The sequence below is a fragment of the Acinetobacter sp. ANC_7504 genome (assembly GCF_056779995.1).
On sequence record NZ_JBWYIZ010000006.1, the window covers coordinates 58,293 to 78,219 of the forward strand.

The 19,927-nt window shown below is 39.3% G+C and carries 22 protein-coding genes; 16 read left to right on the forward strand and 6 right to left on the reverse strand.

The features are described 5' to 3' along the window. The first annotated feature begins 57 nt into the window (after positions 1–57). The 5 genes from AC1M9F_RS08175 to AC1M9F_RS08195 all read left to right on the forward strand — a co-directional run bounded on the left by AC1M9F_RS08175 (position 58) and on the right by AC1M9F_RS08195 (position 4,695). Complete coding sequence (locus AC1M9F_RS08175; protein WP_481597511.1) at positions 58–648, forward strand: LemA family protein; 591 nt, start codon at positions 58–60, stop codon at positions 646–648. Between the two features lie 30 nt (positions 649–678). Further along, a complete protein-coding gene (locus AC1M9F_RS08180; protein WP_481597512.1) occupies positions 679–1,743 on the forward strand; it encodes a TPM domain-containing protein in 1,065 nt (354 codons plus the stop codon). Next, complete coding sequence (locus AC1M9F_RS08185; protein WP_481587382.1) at positions 1,737–2,297, forward strand: TPM domain-containing protein; 561 nt, start codon at positions 1,737–1,739, stop codon at positions 2,295–2,297. Before AC1M9F_RS08180 ends, AC1M9F_RS08185 begins: the two co-directional genes overlap by 7 nt. A gap of 182 nt (positions 2,298–2,479) precedes the next feature. After that, positions 2,480–2,971, forward strand: a complete 492-nt coding sequence (locus AC1M9F_RS08190) for a pilin (protein WP_481597513.1) — start codon at positions 2,480–2,482, stop codon at positions 2,969–2,971. A 92-nt stretch (positions 2,972–3,063) separates the two neighbouring features. Continuing rightward, positions 3,064–4,695, forward strand: a complete 1,632-nt coding sequence (locus AC1M9F_RS08195; RefSeq protein ID WP_481597514.1) for a PglL family O-oligosaccharyltransferase — start codon at positions 3,064–3,066, stop codon at positions 4,693–4,695. 38 nt (positions 4,696–4,733) lie between these two features. Here AC1M9F_RS08195 and bfr read toward each other — a convergent pair whose 3' ends face one another. From bfr to gmk, 6 genes are all read right to left on the reverse strand, one after another. Then, complete coding sequence (bfr, locus tag AC1M9F_RS08200) at positions 4,734–5,198, reverse strand: heteropolymeric bacterioferritin subunit Bfr (protein ID WP_035264352.1); 465 nt, start codon at positions 5,196–5,198, stop codon at positions 4,734–4,736. A 229-nt stretch (positions 5,199–5,427) separates the two neighbouring features. Then, positions 5,428–5,622: a bacterioferritin-associated ferredoxin gene (locus tag AC1M9F_RS08205; protein WP_035264349.1), complete on the reverse strand. Its 195-nt coding sequence runs from the start codon at positions 5,620–5,622 to the stop codon at positions 5,428–5,430. Positions 5,623–5,775: 153 nt separating this feature from the next. Then, positions 5,776–6,159 (reverse strand): RidA family protein, encoded by a 384-nt coding sequence (locus tag AC1M9F_RS08210; RefSeq protein ID WP_035264336.1) that lies wholly within the window; start codon positions 6,157–6,159, stop codon positions 5,776–5,778. Positions 6,160–6,234: 75 nt separating this feature from the next. Further along, positions 6,235–8,337: a RelA/SpoT family protein gene (locus AC1M9F_RS08215; RefSeq protein ID WP_481597515.1), complete on the reverse strand. Its 2,103-nt coding sequence runs from the start codon at positions 8,335–8,337 to the stop codon at positions 6,235–6,237. Positions 8,338–8,541: 204 nt separating this feature from the next. After that, on the reverse strand, positions 8,542–8,823 hold the full coding sequence (gene rpoZ / locus AC1M9F_RS08220; RefSeq protein WP_035264331.1) for a DNA-directed RNA polymerase subunit omega: 282 nt from the start codon (positions 8,821–8,823) through the stop codon (positions 8,542–8,544). A gap of 75 nt (positions 8,824–8,898) precedes the next feature. Next, positions 8,899–9,519 (reverse strand): guanylate kinase, encoded by a 621-nt coding sequence (gene gmk / locus AC1M9F_RS08225; RefSeq protein ID WP_035264330.1) that lies wholly within the window; start codon positions 9,517–9,519, stop codon positions 8,899–8,901. A gap of 134 nt (positions 9,520–9,653) precedes the next feature. On the opposite strand from gmk, the gene ispH reads away from it, so the two are divergent. The 11 genes from ispH (at position 9,654) to trmD (ending at position 19,859) form a co-directional block, all read left to right on the forward strand. Then, positions 9,654–10,604, forward strand: coding sequence for a 4-hydroxy-3-methylbut-2-enyl diphosphate reductase (ispH, locus tag AC1M9F_RS08230; RefSeq protein ID WP_092766665.1), 951 nt, complete (start codon positions 9,654–9,656; stop codon positions 10,602–10,604). Between the two features lie 153 nt (positions 10,605–10,757). After that, complete coding sequence (locus AC1M9F_RS08235) at positions 10,758–11,189, forward strand: pilus assembly FimT family protein (protein ID WP_481587375.1); 432 nt, start codon at positions 10,758–10,760, stop codon at positions 11,187–11,189. Beyond that, positions 11,189–11,707 (forward strand): type IV pilus modification protein PilV, encoded by a 519-nt coding sequence (gene pilV / locus AC1M9F_RS08240; RefSeq protein WP_228143086.1) that lies wholly within the window; start codon positions 11,189–11,191, stop codon positions 11,705–11,707. The genes AC1M9F_RS08235 and pilV overlap by 1 nt, the downstream gene beginning before the upstream one ends. Continuing rightward, positions 11,707–12,744, forward strand: coding sequence for a PilW family protein (locus AC1M9F_RS08245; protein WP_481597516.1), 1,038 nt, complete (start codon positions 11,707–11,709; stop codon positions 12,742–12,744). Before pilV ends, AC1M9F_RS08245 begins: the two co-directional genes overlap by 1 nt. Further along, positions 12,741–13,484 (forward strand): pilus assembly protein PilX, encoded by a 744-nt coding sequence (locus AC1M9F_RS08250; protein ID WP_481597517.1) that lies wholly within the window; start codon positions 12,741–12,743, stop codon positions 13,482–13,484. The genes AC1M9F_RS08245 and AC1M9F_RS08250 overlap by 4 nt, the downstream gene beginning before the upstream one ends. Before the next feature lie 12 nt (positions 13,485–13,496). Continuing rightward, positions 13,497–17,168, forward strand: coding sequence for a PilC/PilY family type IV pilus protein (locus AC1M9F_RS08255; protein ID WP_481597518.1), 3,672 nt, complete (start codon positions 13,497–13,499; stop codon positions 17,166–17,168). A gap of 9 nt (positions 17,169–17,177) precedes the next feature. After that, positions 17,178–17,675, forward strand: a complete 498-nt coding sequence (locus AC1M9F_RS08260; RefSeq protein ID WP_481597519.1) for a type IV pilin protein — start codon at positions 17,178–17,180, stop codon at positions 17,673–17,675. Continuing rightward, entirely contained in the window at positions 17,659–18,123 is a 465-nt protein-coding gene (locus tag AC1M9F_RS08265) for a type IV pilin protein (RefSeq protein ID WP_481597520.1), read from the forward strand. Before AC1M9F_RS08260 ends, AC1M9F_RS08265 begins: the two co-directional genes overlap by 17 nt. A gap of 144 nt (positions 18,124–18,267) precedes the next feature. Then, a complete protein-coding gene (gene rpsP, locus AC1M9F_RS08270) occupies positions 18,268–18,525 on the forward strand; it encodes a 30S ribosomal protein S16 (protein ID WP_035264308.1) in 258 nt (85 codons plus the stop codon). Between the two features lie 18 nt (positions 18,526–18,543). Further along, positions 18,544–19,092 carry a ribosome maturation factor RimM gene (gene rimM / locus AC1M9F_RS08275; protein WP_035264305.1) on the forward strand — a complete coding sequence of 183 codons (549 nt, stop codon included), beginning with the start codon at positions 18,544–18,546 and terminating at the stop codon, positions 19,090–19,092. 26 nt (positions 19,093–19,118) lie between these two features. Next, a complete protein-coding gene (gene trmD / locus AC1M9F_RS08280) occupies positions 19,119–19,859 on the forward strand; it encodes a tRNA (guanosine(37)-N1)-methyltransferase TrmD (protein WP_092766672.1) in 741 nt (246 codons plus the stop codon). Positions 19,860–19,927: the final 68 nt, after the last annotated feature.

Genomic DNA, 19,927 nt, shown 5'->3' on the forward strand with positions numbered 1-19,927 from the left:
TTTGCGTATACAATATTTTTAATTAAACAAATACAAATAAATAATGAGGTTGATCTCATGCAAATTTTAAAAAAATTAGCTGTTGTGCTCGCATTATCAAGTACCTTGCTTTTCACAGGTTGTGGGTACAATACACTTCAAGCGAAAGATGAAGCGGTGACTGCATCATGGTCTGAGGTACAAAACCAATACCAGCGTCGAGCAGACCTTGTTCCGAATTTGGTGAATGTAGTTAAAGGATATGCAAAACATGAAGAACAAGTTTTAACTGAAGTCACAGAGGCACGTGCAAATGTTGCAGGGCTCAAAGTTGATAAAGAAGTCCTTGAAAATCCAGAATTGTTTAAACGATACCAAGAAGCGCAATCACAAATGACAAGTGCATTATCACGTTTGCTGGCAGTGACTGAAAACTATCCAGATCTTAAAGCGAATGAGCAATTCCGTGATTTGCAGGTACAATTAGAGGGTACAGAAAACCGTATAGCAGTTGCGCGTAATCGCTATATTTCTACCGTCCAAGATTACAACACCTATGTTCGTCAATTCCCACAAGTCGTAACTGCGAAAGTCATTGGCATGGATGCAAAAGAAAACTTTAGTGCTGAAGCGAGTGCACAAAAGGCACCTAATGTTTCTTTTGATTAAATCAATGATTATAAGTTGATGAATATGAGCATGAGAACTCAGCATCTTAGACACAATAGTATGAAATTGCTTTCATGGCTATTTGTCTTTGCGATGACCTGTACATTGCAAATGGTTCATGCAGAAACTGCAACAGCAGTAGATCATGAGTCTGATGCGATTGTGCTGGGAAAAGTGATTCAACCCAATTCAACAAATCCATCATCAAGTGTTCAGCAAAATAAACCAACTCCAGTACCTCCTGTTACTGTTTCAAATGATATGCAGGAAGGAGACACACAACGTCAACTCCCTACATTAAATGAACCTGTGATAGATCAGGCGAATATACTTTCTCCTCAAGAAAAGTCAGAACTCGATACAATAATTCGCGGTCTATATAATGAGGGTAAGGCTCAAATTGGGATCGTCATTGTTCCGACAACTGGTCAGGAAGGTATCTTTGATTTTGCAATGCGGACTGCACAGACTTGGGGGTTAGGTTCTGCTCAACAAGATAATGGTTTATTAATCGCAGTGGCGATTAATGATCGAAGATTACATATCGCAACAGGTTATGGATTGGAAGGTGTGATTCCAGATATCGTTGCGAGTCGAATTATTCGCGAACAAATCACCCCTTATTTTAAAGTCAATCAATTTGGACAGGGTTTAATTGCAGGGGTCAGAGAAATTGAACGAATCGTTAACCTTGATCCGGAAATTGCCCAGCAAGCTGCTGAAGAACTGAAACTTAGACAAGAACAAGCCTTAAAAGCGCAATATGCAAAGGAAAAGACATTTAACACGGTATTATTTATTTTAATCGCTGGTGTGATTGGTTCTTTTATTATTGGTAATCGTTTAAGTGCTTCGGTCGCGGGTGTTACTGCTTTTGCTGCGAGTATGATTTATGGTTCAGGGATTTTAATCAGCTTAATTGTGGGTATTGGAATTTTCTTTTTATTATTTACATCAATCGCACAGTTGATTTTCCAAGCATTTTTATCTGGCGGAGGACGCGGCGGCAGTGGCGGTCGAGGCGGATTTGGCGGTGGTGGATTTAATGGCGGTGGTGGTGGCTTTGGTGGGGGAGGTGCGTCAGGCTCATGGTAACAAAAACTGAAACGACAGAAATTATCACTGAACCAAAGTTGCAACAAGCATCTCAACCGAGCTTCAAGCGTTGGATTAAGCATTTTTGTTATTTGCCTGCGTCTAAACGTTATTTTTCCAAAATGGATCAAAATGCGATTGCAGAGGCAGTGAAACAAGCGGAGCAAGGTCATGTTGGAGAGATCCAAGTGGTCATAGAGGGATATATTCCATGTGCCTTGGCTTATTCAATGAATACTCGTCAGCGAGCAGAACAACTTTTTGCTGAATTAGGTGTATGGGATACAGAGTTTAATAGTGGTGTACTGATATATTTAAATCTATGTGAACAGAAAGTTGAAATTGTGATTGATCGTGGAATTCAAAAGGCCACAACGCAACAGGATTGGCAAGCAATCTGTGATCACATGATTAATGAGCTAAAAAATAAAAATTATAAACAGGGTGTTATTGTTGGTGTGATGGAAGTCGGTGAAATTTTGAATCGTTTTTATGATGATAAAGTGCAAGATTTGGAAAATGAGCTCAGTAATCAGCCAATTATTTTAAATTGATTTAAGAAAAGTGACAAAAAATGTCACTTTTTTACATAAATTAACATTAAAAATAAATTTGAAAATTATTTATTGGCAACTTTGAAGCGTTATCAGAAAATAGCATCAGTTAGTTAGCAACAACAAAATCTATTTTGGGGATAGGTTGTTAACTTTGAACTTAAAAAATTAGGAGAGATGTTATGAACGCTCAAAAAGGTTTTACTTTAATCGAGTTAATGATCGTTGTTGCAATTATCGGTATTCTTGCTGCGATTGCGATTCCTGCGTATCAAAATTACGTTGCTAAATCACAGGTTTCAGTTGGTTTAGCTGATATCACTGGTGGTAAGACGAACACTGAGTTAAAACTTTCAGAGGGTATTACTGCTGCAATTACTACAGCTTCAGGTGTAGGCCTTCCTGAAGAAACAGCAGCGTGCTCTAAGATAGATGTATCTGTAGCTACAAATGGTGAATCAACAATTGTTTGTAACTTACAAGGTTCTTCGCGTATTAATGGAAAATTCATCGCTTGGACTCGTACATCTGATGCAGATGCTGTAACAGGTGCAACTAATCCTGATGATAATGCAGATGAGTCTGTCGGCGCTTGGAAATGTGAAACAGATGTTGCTGAAAATTTAGCGCCTAAGTCATGTGTAGCAGGTACTAATCCATCTGCAGGTGCATAATAATAGTTTTTAAAAGAGCAAGCTTTAAGCTTGCTCTTTCTTTTCATTAAATAAGTATAATAGAATTTATTTTTATTTTTATAGATCTTGTAATGTGCAAGAATTTTTATATATTTTTTATTCTTCTTTTTCTAATTCTATCTTGGTTATTACCATACCATCGTTCTCCTTGGCCAACCTTCGGTTCAGAAGTACTGACGTTTATTGCAGCCTCTTTTTTATTACTATGTTTAGCAAAATCTAAAGTAAAAATCGCAAAACCACAGCTTTATTTATTGCCATTTTTAAGTATTCCACTCATTCAATTTATTTTTGGACAGAACATCTATTTCAGCAATGCTTTATTTAGTTTTGCGTATATTCTGTTCTTTATGTTGATGGTGATTGCTGGATATCAACTTTGCCTCGAGCAGAAAAAGAGAGAACAAGTATTTAAAATTACCTGTTTAACATTTGTTTCAGTCGGAGTTATCTCAGCTATATTTGCTGTGCTACAGTGGTTGGATATGCATACCTTCTTTTCAGGTATTATTTATTCATTTAACGGCAATCGCCCGTATGCGAATTTAGCTCAGCCGAATAATTTAGCGACATTACTCATTCTAAGTTTATTAAGTAGTATTTATCTATTTGAAAAGAAAATAATTTCTAGTTTTTTTCTTGTGCCAATGTCTTTAATCACACTGTTTGGTGTGGTGTTAGCACAATCTCGAACAAGTATTATCGTTTGCGCTTTTATTGTGATCTATTGGTTAATCAAACAAGTCAAAAAACAGAATCGATTTTCTCATATCCATCTCGCATTATGGGTTGGCTTATTTATATTACTTTCATCCAATTTAGCATCTCTTAATCAATGGCTTTTTGCTGTTACAGATACTCAAACTGCTGTTCAAGGCTCAGCAATAGTGGCAAAAGGTGCAGGTGATATTCGTCTAGATATGTGGCAACAAATGATAGCTGCAATTCTGCATCAACCATGGTGGGGATATGGATGGAATCAAACAGGCTTAGCGCAATACTATATTACCGATACCTTCCAAGTTTCACTTTGGTATAAAAGTGCACACAACATGATTCTAGATCTGTTGGTCTGGAATGGTTTGATTTTAGGTGGGCTTATTCTTCTGTACTTTACAGCTTGGCTACTGTGGCTCAATAAAGGGGTGAAGGATAATATATCGATCATTGCAACATTAATGGTATGTGCAATCCTCATTCATGGCATGTTAGAGTTTCCTTTGCATTATGCTTATTTTCTACTTCCAGCAGGTTTTTTACTGGGCATCATTCAGGCGGAATATACAAATTTGCCTTCATTAAAAGTGAATGGTCGAGTGTTCGCAGTGATTGGTCTTATCACGATTGTTGGGGCTTTAGTTACGACACGAGATTATTTTTTATATAAAGAGCAAAGTGTACTCGCATCAAAGACTGAAGCTTTAACAGTAGATCAACAACACACCATGCAAAAGAAAATTTGGTTGATTACTCAATTTAAAGAGCGCGTGTGGTGGATCGGATTAGATCCTAAAACTGAAATGACAGAACAACAACTTGCTGATCTAGAGCGAATGGTTGCAAACTTGGCATCAAAATATGATTTACATAAGTATGCACAAGTGTTGGCTTTTAATGGTAAGGAGCAAAAAGCGAAGCATCAATTATGGATTTTAGAAACATTGCATAAGCAGCATATTGAGTATGATGATTTATTGAAATAAAAAAAATCCCCGAAAGGGGATTTTTTTTATTTCAATCATTAAATTTGGCTTTGAATATAATTCTCTACACCTACTTGATCGACAAGATCGAGTTGAGTGGTCGCCCAATCTAAATACTCTTCTTCTTTTTCTAAAATCTCTTGTACTAAATCACGTGTAACATAATCGAGTTGTTCTTCTGCTAATTTCACAGCAGTTTGAATCGTTTCAATATTTTCTTTTACTTTCCGAACATCGCATTGCAGCACTTCGATTGTGTGTTGACCAATATAGAGCTTACCCAGATGTTGAAGATTTGGAAGACCTTCTAAAAATAAAATGCGCTCAATGATTTTATCTGCATGCTTCATTTGGCGGATAGATTCTTTATATTCCGCTGAACCGAGTTGTTCGATGCCCCAATCATTAAACATGCGTGAGTGTAAAAAATATTGGTTGATGGCTGTAAGATGGTGGTAAAGCACCTGATTTAACTGATGAATAACGTCACGGTTGCCTTTCATGATCTTAGCTCCAAACTCAAAATTCAGCCTATCATAGAAGGCTATCGATAGAGATTATCTTAACCCAACTTGCTAAAGGCTGACGAGTAATTTATTGAACAGCAAATGAAAATCGCAATCAAATACACTTTTGCAAAAAATAACCCCGCTGAGTCAAAGCGGGGGGAGAAATTGGAAATCTGAATTATAGTTATAGAATGAGTTGTTATTATTTTTAACACATTCTGAATTAAGCGGCGATTGAAATTCTGGCAGCTATTTCAGCAAGTTCTTCATTAATAATACTGCGTGCTTCAGGAACACAGCGTCCGCAACAAGTGCCTAGATCGAGCAAGTCACGAATTTCACGATAAGATTCAGCGCCATTTGCCATAGCATCTTTAATATCTTGATCTGTAATTCCACGACATAAACAAACGTACATTTCTGCTCAACCACAAGGATAAATGCGATAGTTGATATTATTGATAATTATTATCGTTTGTCAATTAAATTCATTTAAAAATGCTGTTTAATTCATCGTTTTTCCAGATAAAAAAATACCACCTTATAGGTGGTATTTTCTAAGATATTGAAATTATTTAGAAATAATTACAACACCATCCATTTCAACCAGTGCGCCTTTAGGTAAACTTGCAACGCCTAATGCCGCTCGTGCAGGGTAAGGCTGAGCGAAATATTCCCCCATAATTTGGTTTACCAGTTGAAAGTGAGATAAATCAGTGAGGAAAATATTCAGTTTAGCAATATCAGCTAAAGAACCACCAGCAGCTTCACAAACTGCTTTTAGATTATCAAATACACGACGAATTTGAGCTTCAATGCCCTCAACCAATTCCATGCTATATGGATCTAATCCAATTTGTCCTGAAAGATAAAGTGTATCGCCGACAAGAATGGCTTGAGAGTAAGTACCAATTGCAGCAGGTGCATTTTCAGTATGAATGACTTGGCGGGACATCTATTTCTCCATTATTCAAATCTAGCTTCATCATAAAGGATGAACACTATAGGTGAAAGCTCTAATCTGTATTCTTTAGCAGGCTTGTGAGACTTCTTCAACCGCAAGAGGAGCTGACATGCGTGAAATACGCGGAAAACCAAATTGCATGCGGAGTTCACGAATGATTTGCGCAATTTGCTGACGACTATGAACAACAATACTCAGATAGGTTTTTGAATCGTATTTTCGAACGGACTCGATTCCTATTTTTGATTTACGGCAGATATAAATCAGTTCTGAAATTTGCTCATCACTTAATAATAGATCGATACACAAGTAAGCATTGAAGTTGATTTCTGATTCACCTTCATCTTTCCAGTGCAACGGCATAATATTTTCAGGGTGTAACTGTTGTTCGTGTAGAAGGTTCTTACAGCGAGCACGGTGAACAATAAGACCGCGGCGAGATAAATGTCCCTGAATAGGATCGCCTAGCACTGCATTACAACAATGGGCATATTTTACATCTACACCCTCAGTACCTAAGATCAGGCGACTTGATGCTTGATCTTGATGATGATCTTGAGCAAAGAGATGGTTCGCCACAAGTTGTGGGAGCAAATCACCTACAGCAATTTGTTCAAAAAGTTGATTCTTGGTTGGAATATGGCGCCATTGTAATAGTTCAGTCCAATTTTGATCGGTTAGATCATGAATAGACGTATTAAATAACTTTAATGCACGATTTAAAGCTTGTTGACCGACAAGGCGCTGTTCATCAATATCTTGGTCTCGCAAAATATTTTGAATAGAGCGTCTGGCTTTTTGAGTGTTGATAAAGCTCAGCCAATCCGGGTTGGGTGAAGCGAGAACATCTGTAATCACCTCAATGACTTGACCACTTGAGAGTGGTGTAGAAAGCGGTTTGATTTCACCATCAATTTTACAGCCGACTGCATGGTTACCTAAGAACAAGCTTGCAGAATAAGCGAAATCTACTGCTGTCGCTCCTTGTGGTAACTCATGTAAGTGACCTTGAGGAGTATAGACCCATATTTTTTCTTGATGTAGATAATCTAATAGATCATTAAACGTGGTCTTTGCACAGTCGCCACCGACTAAGGTATGCAAATTCTGCATAGATGCTTGAATGGCAGATCGGCATGTTTGAGGAGCATTTTCACCTAATACCACCCCAAATCGCGCAGCCTTACGCATAAGTTCAGTTTGTATGGTGAGCGAAAGCGTTGTTTTCTCGCCTTTCAAACGCAGCATTAAGGATTGATTGCCACCTGGAAGAGGGCGGCGGATATGATCTTGGTAATTTAAAACTTGGAAGTTATCTTTTAACAACTCAACTAAACGATCGCAATCGGCAATGGTCTGGAGAACGATTTCAAACGCATGACTATGTGTGAGTTCTTGAAGGTTAATTTCGTTTTTAACAAAGTGGCGTAGCAATTCAATGTTATTGTTTTTCTTTTTAATCCGCCCAGGAATATTGGAGTTTTCCAAGAGGTCACTCAAATGCTTTTCCCAAATGGCTTGGTATTTACAGCGTTGAGGTTTGGTTTGCGCCAAAGCATCTTGAACATCATTGAACATATCTAAATCAAGATTTTGATAGCAGAGGTGTTCAAGGTTGTCAGCCATTTCATTCATGCCGACCAAACGCGCCATTGGCACGAATATATCAAAAGTTTCTTGCGCAATACGGGCACGTTTATCCGGTCTTAAAGCTTCCAAAGTCGTCATATTGTGGTAACGGTCTGAAAGTTTAATGATGATCACACGAGGATCTTGCAATGTGGCTTGTAGGATTTTTCGGAATGAGGCTGCTTTATTATATTCTTTGTCACTAGAGTGGCTTAATTTCGTAACACCATCGACCAGCTCAGCCACTGTTTTGCCAAATTTTTCAGTAATGTCTTCTTTGCTAAAGTCGGTATCTTCAATGACATCGTGCAGTAGTGCTGCCATCAACGTTTCTGGGTCTAGGCGCATATGCGCCAGAATACAACTTACGGCTATCGGATGCAGAATATAGGGTTCACCGCTTTTGCGTGTAATACCATCATGTGCCATGTCAGCATAATCGCAGGCCACAAGCACTCTGTCGACGTCCTTTTCAGATAAATACGCGTCGATGATGACTTTTAGCTGTTGCTTAGCTTGGCTGACCAATGGGCCTGGCATACTACACCTTTGAATCCGTGGAAGAGAGTAAAAAGTAAAAGACTTTACTAAAAATTCATATTGCTATAATGCTCTATTTTTAAATAGAGAATAGCTCTAATTTTTTTAACAAATTTTTTCAATTTTGTCGAATCATTCTCTAAAAAAATTCAATAAAAAAGCCTAGTCACTGGACTAGGCTCTTTTAAATGCAGGTCTTAAAGCTTATTGGAAAGAAAAACCATCTAAGTTTAAGTTATTTGCAGAAAGTGCTAAATCTAAGCTAGACGTTTGATAATCTTGCTCACGTTGTTTCAAGATATCTTTAGTGACATGACCTTCAGCGATTTCACGTAAAGCAACCACTGTTGGTTTGTCATTGTCCCATTCTACAGTTGGCTCGATACCTTGACGAGCAAGTTGACGCGCGCGTTTGCTTGCCACTAGTACAAGCTCAAAGCGGTTGTCTACATGGTCTAAACAATCTTCAACGGTTACGCGTGCCATAAGAGTTCTCGTATGTATGAAATTTTTTAACAGACTGCGCAGTATAAAATGCTTTGTCTATAGACTCAAGTTTAATCACGAATTCGGTGTGATTAATTTTTGAATTAAATCTTTATGTCGGTGAGCCTGTTGTGATAATGAAAGACGGTTCGCATTAATAACAGACTCAAGATCATGTAAAGCTTTATTAAAATCATCATTCAAGATGATGTAATCGAAGTTTACGTACTGTTGCATATCTTCTACCGCACAACTTAAGCGATGTTCAATCACTTCAACAGAATCTGTACCGCGGTTTGATAGGCGTTGGCGAAGATCAAATTGAGTAGGTGGAAGAATGAAAATTTGTTTTGATTCAGGAAAAAGTTTGCGAACCTGTTCTGCACCTTGCCAATCAATTTCAAGTAAAACATCATGACCTTTTGCAAGTTGTTCTTTTACAGTCGCTTGTGAAGTGCCGTAGTAGTTACCGAAAACTTCTGCGTATTCGATGAAACCACCTTGATTCACTTGCTCAATGAAAGATTCTTTGCTGGTAAAGTGATAATGCACACCATCTAATTCACCAGGACGTTGACCTCGAGTAGTGTGTGAAACAGAAACGTGTAAATTGCTTACGCGCTCAAGTAGGGCTTTAACTAATGATGTTTTGCCAGTTCCAGAAGCAGCTGAAACGACAAACAAGAGACCCGACATGATATTTTTCCTGATATGATAAAATATCTTCTCTATTTTAGAGCAGAGTGCTTTTAAACTAAATAGCAATTCGCATTTGTTTTAAAAAATATTCTGATTCATTGACCAAATTTTAGCGATCGTTTGAGGGTCTTATGGAAATTGTTTTAGCTAATCCACGTGGTTTCTGTGCTGGTGTAGACCGCGCTATTGCGATCGTTAATCGTGCACTTGAAAGCTTTAATCCTCCGATTTACGTTCGTCATGAAGTGGTACATAACAAATTTGTTGTGGACGATTTACGCCAACGTGGTGCAATTTTTGTAGATGAATTAGATGAAGTTCCTGATGACAATATCGTGATTTTTAGTGCACATGGTGTATCAAAAGCTGTACAACAAGAAGCTGAGCGCCGTGGATTAAAAGTATTTGATGCCACATGTCCTCTCGTGACAAAAGTGCATATCGAAGTCACAAAATATGCGCGTGAAGGGATTGAAGCCATTCTGATTGGTCATGAAGGGCATCCAGAAGTTGAAGGCACCATGGGTCAATATGATCTGAAAAATGGTGGTGCAATTTATCTGGTTGAAGATGAAGATGATGTTGCTGCTTTACAGGTGAATAATCCTAATAAGTTAGCATTTGTCACTCAAACGACACTTTCCATTGATGATACTGCAAAGGTCATTGATGCTTTACGTGCTAAATTTCCAGCCATCCAAGGGCCACGTAAAGATGATATCTGTTATGCAACTCAAAACCGTCAAGATGCGGTCCGTGATTTAGCGACTCAATGTGATGTCGTTTTAGTGGTTGGTTCTCCAAACTCCTCGAACTCTAATCGTCTTCGAGAATTGGCAGAGCGAATGGGTAAGCATGCTTATCTTGTAGATAATGCGGATGAGCTAAAAAAAGAATGGTTTGCTGAAACCACTAAAATCGGTGTTACTGCAGGTGCTTCAGCACCTGAAATTTTGATCAAACAAGTGATTCAGCGTCTACAAGATTGGGGCGCTACGTCACCACAGGAATTAAATGGGCGAGAAGAGAACATAACCTTTAGCTTGCCTAAAGAATTGAGAATTCAAGTTACTCAAGCTTAATAATGAATTATCAATGACATAGCAGGATAAGTGAACAGATTGCAAAAGCGTGATCTTATCCTCATTTTAATACCATTTGTCATAACTGTGTTGGTTTTATAATTATAAAATATTACTTTTGTAACATTAATAAATAAATACAAAAGTTTGAATATGAAAGACTTACAACGGGGCTTTACCATTATTGAGCTGTTGATTACCACAATTGTGCTATCAATCACAGCAACCATGGCTATTCCATCTTTTAAAAATCTTGTTGCGCAATATCGCCTAAATTCAGATGTGCGTGAATTATCAAGCGTGCTGATGATGGCGCGTAATCAAGCAACATTGTTAAGAAAAGATGTGACTGTAGATCTTAAGTCGAATCAATCAGATAGCAGTACAATCTTTCATTGGACACCCAAAGCGCAAAATAAATTGACTTCATCACAAGAAAAAGTCACATTCTGGATGGATGGGGGAATTTCTGACTTTACATCTGACATAAATTTTTCTATTTGTAATAAGGTGTTAGGTGTTTCTAAAACGATAGCAATAACAAGAATGGGAACACAATATTTAAAAGCAGAGGGGACATGCTAATGCGTGCTGCGCAACAGGGGGTAGGAATGATCGAAATTCTAGTTGCCTTATTGGTTTTGGCCATTGGGGTATTGGGGTTTTCATTTTTACAAATGCGCGCAATTGATGCTTCACATGAAGCAATGTCTAAATTACAAGCCATGAATTTAGCGCGTGACTTATCTGAGAAGATACGTGCGAACTCAAATGCTTATACTCAGTATCAAGCTAGAATAAATGCAGAAACACAAACAACTACAGCCAAATCATGTGTGCAAAAAGGAACGACGAATCCGTGTGTTCAAGCAGCCGATTTTGCCCATTATGATGCTGCCCAGATAATAAAAAATGCCAATGGTCTTGGTATGAGTATCAAAATGCCGAATTGCCAAGTCAGTAATAATTTGCAATCTCGCCGATGCATTTACGTAGCCTGGGGAAAAACAAAACCTATCGATGATGCTTCTGCAAAAGATGCATGTACCCATGGTGGAAGTTATTTACCAAAAGCGCAATGCATCGTTATGGAGCTTTATTGATGCAGCATCGTAGGTATACACAAAAAGGTTTGACGCTAGTCGAGCTTATGATCGCTTTGGTGCTTGGATTATTGATTACCGCTGCTGCGGTACATCTGTTTTTTACAGGGCAGATGGGATTCACGATGCAGAAAGGGATGTCGGAGGTTCAAGATAACGGCAACTTCGGTCTGCGCTTTCTTACTTATGAAATTCGTAAAGCAAATTATGGTCAAGTAAATATCATAAATGATCGTTTGACGCATGGTGGCATTGTTATCACTTCAGCTCAGTCTCCAGTGGTGCCTAAATCTGGTGATTTGGCATTTAATGCGAGCAATATTCCCGTCAATATTTCACGAAATATTCCAAATACGGAGGTTGTGCCTGTATCGCAATCTGGTATGCCGAGTAATATAGAGTTGGTTTCCGCTGAATCTTCACAACCTGCTCAAGCGGGAATGAGCGACCAATTGGTCATGCAGTTTTATGCTGATACACAAGGTGTGGATTGTGAAGGTAATAATTACGATGCTGGACGATATATTGTTCAACGTTTTTTTCTACGTAAAGATGCAAATGCAAATATTCAAAAAGAACCACACGATGCATTGGTCTTGGCCTGTGAAGCAGGGTGGTACACGCGTAACAGCACTCAAATTTTAAAAAATTTTAATAATAAACAGACTGTCTTTGGAACAACGAATGGTGAAATTTTGATGCATCGTGTTGATCACTTTCACTATCTGTTGGGGATTTCTAATGACGATAATACGGCACAGCAAAGATATATAAGTATTGAAGATTATAAAAAGCTCAATGTTTATCCACGGCCACGCATCAATTCAATACAGGTCGGTTTATTAGTAAGGTCATCTGAGAATGTAGGTCAAAATCAAGCAATTTCTCCTCATCAAGAATTTGAAGTTCTTGATCAAAAAGTAAAATTAAAAAAAGCACAAAAAACCGTCGCGACTAAATTTATTCGACAAGTCATTACACAAACGATCGCGATTCGAAATGGTATGAGTGTGATGGATTCAGCGGAGGGCTTATGATTCAACATCAACGTGGTGCAACGCTGATTGTGGTACTGATTATGTTAGTTCTGCTCACCATTATTGGTACTTGGGCGATTCGACAAAGTATGGTGAGTTTGAATATCACCACCAACAGCCAAGCGCAACAATTGTTAATGCAATCTTCCGATACTGTTTTTTATCGATTGGGGCATGGCGGCTATGCTGCCTCCAGTGGTAACCCCCTGAGCTTAATTGGTTACTCGATTCAGAATGAAGGTGACGAAGTCGTATTCTGTTTTAGAAACCAATCCAATAGTACGATGTTTAATGTTTCCAACAGTAGTGTATTGCGTTGGAATGAAGCAATGAGTGATGTCTCAGTCGATGGTGTTTCTGGGTTTTGTTCATTATCAAATGATGGGGATTATGCCAGTGCTCGTAAGGCGCAATTAACTCAGGTGTCTGTAATCGTAAGCCCTCCTTCAGACAGTGATCATGATATCCCACTTTCAAACGCAAATGTTGGAACTGACACTGAAAGTATAGGACAGCCTTCTGATACTAAAAAAATAATAGTCTATTCAACATCACTCTTACCCGCATTGTCTTCGACAGATTTAACGGATGAAATCCATCTTTGTTTGCGCCGACCACATACAGCACCATTGGTGGGTAATGCACAAACTATTTCGTCCTGTTTAAAGGATATTGGTGTGCCGTATAACACCCAAATTCAAAGTTACATTTTTGATGCTTATCAGCGCGCTGAATCTTAATGGGGATGTGTTGTGAATAAAAAGATAAAGAATCATTTTACAAAAAAGATGATTGCGCAAAGTATTGCAGTCGTGATGGCATTGGGTGCGATCCCAATGCAATTGAGTGCCAGTGATCTACAAATTTATCAAAATCCTGTAGCAAAAAATAATCCGATTATCATGTTGGCGATTGATAACTCGATGAGTATGAGTGCAGTAGATGCAACTTATAAAGGTCAAAGTGTTAGCCGTTTAAATGCCTTAAAAAACTCATTGGTAGATGCCTTAAATGCAAAGGACTTATCAGGAAATTATCGTATTCCAGATAATGTTTATATTGGGGTGTCGGTGTTTACGTCAACGGGTGAAATAGGGACAACAGAAGATTGGTTAAGCTATGGTGAAAATGCTCGTTCATCTAAAATCTTAGTAGAAGCAAAACAACTTACACCTGCTCACCGTACGGATTTAATCAATAAAATTAATAGTATTGGAGCCGTAGGTAGTACGCCCACACCACTATTACTCTCAGAAACTTATGCGTATTTACTAGGAAATCGTACCTTTGGGGCTAACCTAAAAGGCATCGATTTACTTCCTTCATCTAAATATTCTAATTATAGCCGTGGTTTATCTGGAGCATCATTTGCGCCAGCGGACATTCGCAAAGCGGATGGTAGTTATAGAGCGCCACTCAACAAGTTGAATAACAGTGATGCCCAATGTAGTACGCAAGGTGTTTTTTTCTTAACAGATGGGGCGCCAGTTGGTTTGAGACCAAAGACGGTACTCCCTGTCATGCAAAATGCGTTGGCAGATGACAGCTTTACTTGTGAAGGCTCGCCCTTAAAAGATGTCTATTACAATTACGGTAATGCCAAAGGTGCCAGTGGTGCCGCGACCTTCAATGGCGAGTTTAAGGAAATGGCGACGCAGCCATATCGTTTTTATGAAGATGATATTGGTAATGCTGTGTCAGCCAATCAAACCACCTGGCAAAACCGTAGTTCATGGGCTTGTGTGGGTAAGATGGTTCAGCGTTTGGCAAATCAAACACAGATGACCAGCGATGCGAATCAGAAGCGTGTTTATACATCTACTGTAGGTTTTGGTCCCTTATTCCAAAAGCATCCACGAGAAACCTGTCGTGATTATGACAATGACGGTCTATACGATCATTGTACTTTTGATAGTAGCTATACAGGTTCTGGAAATGACATTTCCAATAGTATGAATGCTCAAGCATTAAAACAGTTGGGGAATGTGATTGGTAAAGGGGATACCTACGGGACTCGCCAAGAAATTGGGGGGTATACCCAAGCGACTTCTGGTGAAGATATCCAGAATGCATTGAATACCTTCTTGGTTGCCGTCTCTCACGGTAACTTTGAGGCTGCTAGTTTTGGTACTTATGTGGTGCCATTTGACCGTTTATCAACAAGTTCAGCATATCCTTATGTGTTCGCACCGCAGTTTCAACCACAGGTGAGCACAGCAAATTCGGTATTGGCTTCCACACATCAATTATGGTTAGGGAACTTAAAGAAATACAGTATTAACGCTCAAGCTGTGATGATTGATCGTGCGGGGAAAGAGGTACTTGATCGATCAGGTGCAATACGAACCAATACGCAAGATTTTTGGAACAATACTGGAATAGATGATGGTTTGAGTGCAATTCAAGGGGGCGTGTTCTCTCGGATTGCCACACCTTCACCACTAGCAGGTGTTACTGCTACAGACAAAATAAAAACGCGCCCTTTATTCACCAATGCAACGATTGCCACAACGGGTGATCAAGCAAAACGATTGGTAGGTTCTGAGAATGGACAACTGACGAAATTAACGACACAGAATGTGCTAGCCGCGACCTATATTGATTCAACCAAGTCGGGGTGGCGACAAAATGTATATCAACCCTATTTACTGTCGGCTTTGGGTTATCGACTTGATAAAAACTACTTAAGTAGCTTACCTGCTGGATACATTTGGAATGATCTAAATAAAGTTAAAGATCTTAAGGTGATGCAGCAAATGGGAGGCGTTGTTCACTCGGAACCATTGTTGGTGACGCTCGAAGCAAAATATAACGCGGGGTCTGGTACCATTTTAGCGAATACCCGTAATGCGACTCATCGAAAAGATTACGTGGTATTTGGGACGATGCAAGGATTATTGCATGTTGTGGATCAAGAAACTGGTGAAGAGGCATTTAGTTTCCTAGCTCATGAAATGGTTCAAGATCCAAGTCGACGAGACGCGTTACTTGAACAGTCCAATACATTATTGTCATCTGCGCATCCTATTTATGGCATGGATGGATCATGGACTTCAGATGTTCAATATAAGATTGATCAGAACAACAATAAGTTTATTGCTGCGAAAGCCAACATTTATGGTGGTATGCGCATGGGTGGGCGTAGTTATTATGCCTTGGATATGAAAAATCCGAACCAACCTGAATTACTTTTCCATGTTGATCCAAGTTCTGGAACGATAAAGAGTAAATCAACATCAGTGAGTGGCACAAATCAATCAGATGCCTTAAAAGCTATGGGATATAGTTGGTCTAAACCTACCATTGCTAAAATTCGTTTTGACGGCAAAGTTAAAACGGTCATGATTGTGGGTGGTGGCTATGATATGGCCTATGAAACGGATGGTTATCAGCCTCAATCTGCATTAACTGGTCAACGAGCTAATCAAGGGGCGGGCGTCTATATTTTTGATGCTGAAACGGGCGAATTATTGTGGAATGCACGCTATGGCAACCAATCGAATCAAACCAGTGTTGATGTTAAGCATGCTGAGATGAAATATAGTGTGGTCAGTCAAATTAAAGCATTTGACCGCAATACGGATGGTTTGATCGATCACCTATATTTTGGTGATTTAGGTGGGCAAGTGTGGCGCGTCGATCTCAATAATCGTCTTGGAACGAATACAACCGCGTTTGGACGAGTGACACGTCTTGCTGATTTTAGTGCGTATCACCAACGTTTTTATGAAATGCCTGCTTTGACCATCCATGATCTGAATGGTGAGCGATTTGGTGCGGTGAGTATTGCGTCAGGAAATCGCAGCTTTCCATTAAATACCAGCAATATTTATGACAATCGAGTCTATGTGTTACATGATTATGACTTGGCACAACCGAATTTGTTTCAAGCGAATTTTGCTAAAACACAAAACCTTACCGAAGCTCATTTAACTGCATGGTCTAATTTATCAGGTACAACAGTGCCACATCTGATGAACCGTAATAAGCGTGGTTGGTTCTATGTGTTGCAACGAACAACGGCTAAAATCGAAACAGCGAATACTGGTACAGTTAAAGCATTAAATGGTTATATTGCGATCGCAAATAGTCCAAGTCATTCAGATTTATATGTGTCTTTATACAATCCAAATGATGCATCGTCACAACAACCGAACCAATGTACTGGGGGCATTAAAGGAGCAAGTCGTACCTTAAAGCTTTGCTTGCCGTATGGTGTTTGTGGAGATGCTGGATCAACGTCTAATCTTCAAAATAAAATTGTGGCAGAAATCTCAGACACTAAGTCTGATGGGATTAGTAAGCTAAACAGCGTAGCTATTGTCCAAAATGGTAAAAAGAAAACGACTTTGCTGGGCGGTGGTTATACCAACTACATCACAACCAAAGTGCTGAAAGCTTATAACTGGTTTGAGCGTCAGTAGGTGGTTACCATGAATCAAAAAGGTTTTACGCTGATTGAGTTGATGGTTGTTGTGGTGATGATTGCCATATTGATGACAATCGCAGTGCCATCTTACCAAAGTTATTTAAAACGTAATGCTGCTGCACAGGCTCAGCAAGAAGTATCCAAAATTATTGAACAACTTGAACGCTATAAAAGTCGCAGTTTTTCCTATCGAGGTTTTGATGCGAAGTATATCTACGATCAAGATACTTCAATGACGAGTATTTCCCTGCCTGATGCGAAGAAACCAAAATATGTGATTAGTATTGCCGATATCAGTGAAAAAACACCTAAAACCTTATTAAGTTCAGATCAGGGCTTGGGACGGGCATGGGGGATTCGAGCTGTACCAACGCAGACAGGCTATGATGCGTTTTTGGCGACGAGTCAGGGTATTCGTTGTAAAACAGAATATTTGGTGGAAAATGACTTAAAAGAAGTCAATGCATATACAGGATGTGGTGCAAATGCAAAACAATGGTAATTCAGGATTTACTTTAGTAGAGATTATGATTGCAGTGGTCATCATTGGAATTTTAGCCATGATTGCCTATCCGTCCTACCAAGAATATGTTCGTAAAACTAAACGTGTCGAAGTAAAAACCACATTGGCAGATATTGCAGCTCGACTTCAGCACTATCAGGTTGCGAATTACAGTTATATTAAACCGGATGGCAAAGCAGTCACGTTGGCTGAATTGGGATTTCATACCAATGCGCAAAATCGAGTTGAAGTTCCGTATTATGATCCTGTCTATACGGTTGGTATATCAGATGTAACCAACAACAGTTGGGTGTTGAGTGCAGTGCCTGTGAGTGGAAAATTGATGCAAACAGATGGTCACTTTGTCATAAATGAAGCCAATGAAAAATGTTGGGTGAAAGCAGCTTCTTGTACACCTTCTTCAAGTACAAACTGGGATGGAAAATAAATTTAAATTCAAAAATGTGGATAAATAATTTTTGAGCTTTCAATCGGATCAAAGTTCACGTAAAATACTGCCCTCTATGAAAGGGGTTTGAAATGTATCGATGGTCGGTGCAGGGATAATCCGTAAAAACTATAAGGTTCTATCATGGTTGTTATTCGTCTTGCACGCGGTGGTGCTAAAAAACGTCCGTTCTATCAAATCATCGTGACTGATAGCCGTAATGCACGTGACGGTCGTTTCATCGAACGTATCGGTTTCTTCAACCCTACAGCTCAAGGTAAAGCAGAAAAACTTCGTTTAGATGCTGATCGTTTCGCTCACTGGGTTGCTCAAGGTGCTCAACCTTCTGAACGTGTTGCTTCATTAGCTGCTCAAGCTAAAAAAGCTGCAGCTGCTGTTTAATACGGTAGAAGCTAGCCCATGACACCAACACAGAATGTTCCCGAAGATCGTATTCAGATTGGACAGCTACGTTCAGCTTATGGATTAAATGGGTGGCTCTGGGTCTATTCCAACACAGAACCTATGAGCAACATATTTGACTATCTGCCTTGGTACATCGAGACCAAAGCAGGTTGGCAAATTGTAGATGTGAAACGTTGGAAGCCACATGGTAAAGGCTTAGTTGTTTCGCTGAAAGGTGTGAGTGATCGTACTGCAGCAGACAATTTAGTTGGCGCAAATATCTGGATTTCTAAATCGCAACTGCCTCAACCAGGCGTGGACGAGTATTATTGGTCTGATCTAAAGGGTCTAACAGTGTTAGGTCTGGATGATGAAGAGCAAGAAGTCAATCTTGGTCAAATCCACGAATTGTTTGAAACAGGTGCTAACGATGTGATGGTAGTTCGTGCAACTGCTGACAGTGTCGATGGCGAAGAGCGAATGATTCCATGGCATAAAGATGTGGTGCAACGCGTTGATCTCGAAACTGGTCGTATCTATGTCAATTGGGGCGTAGATTACTAATATTTTCGGAAATACGGGAGTCTGCGATGTTTTTTGCAGTCATTACGCTTTTTCCTGAAATGTTTGAAGCGATTACAAGTTTTGGTATTAGCGGTCGCGCAGCGAAACGCGATTTAATGCAAATTCATTGTATTAATCCTCGTGATTTTGCAACAGGGAACTACAAACGAGTGGATGAGCGTCCATTTGGTGGTGGTCCTGGTATGGTGATGATGGCTGAGCCATTGGCAAAAGCAATTCATCGTGCCAAAGAGCTTGCAACGCAAGCAGGTGCTGTTCATGTACCTGTGGTGTATATGTCGCCACAAGGTAAAACCTTAAATGAACCTTCAGTACAAGATTTCGTGCAATATGACGGATTAATTGTATTGTGTGGTCGTTATGAAGGTGTTGATGAGCGTTTGATCCAAAAATATGTTGATCAGGAATGGTCCATAGGGGATTACGTTTTATCTGGGGGAGAACTGCCTGCGATGGTTTTATTGGACAGTATTATTCGGAGACTTCCGGGTGCAATGTCTGATGAACAATCACACGTTCAAGACTCATTTGTGGATGGTTTACTCGACTGTCCGCAATATACAAAGCCAGATCATTTTGAAGGTTTGGATGTGCCTGAGGTACTAAAATCAGGTCATCATGCAAATATTGAAAAATGGCGTTTTTTGCAGCGCTATCAACGAACGCTTGAACGTCGACCTGAATTGGTTGAAAAAGTTGAGTTGACTAAGCAGCAAAAGAAATGGCTCAAAGATTCGCAAAAATAAATCTTTTAGATTTATTTAAGCAAATATGACCTCAAGCATATTGCTTGAAGTATTAAATAGGCTCTTTA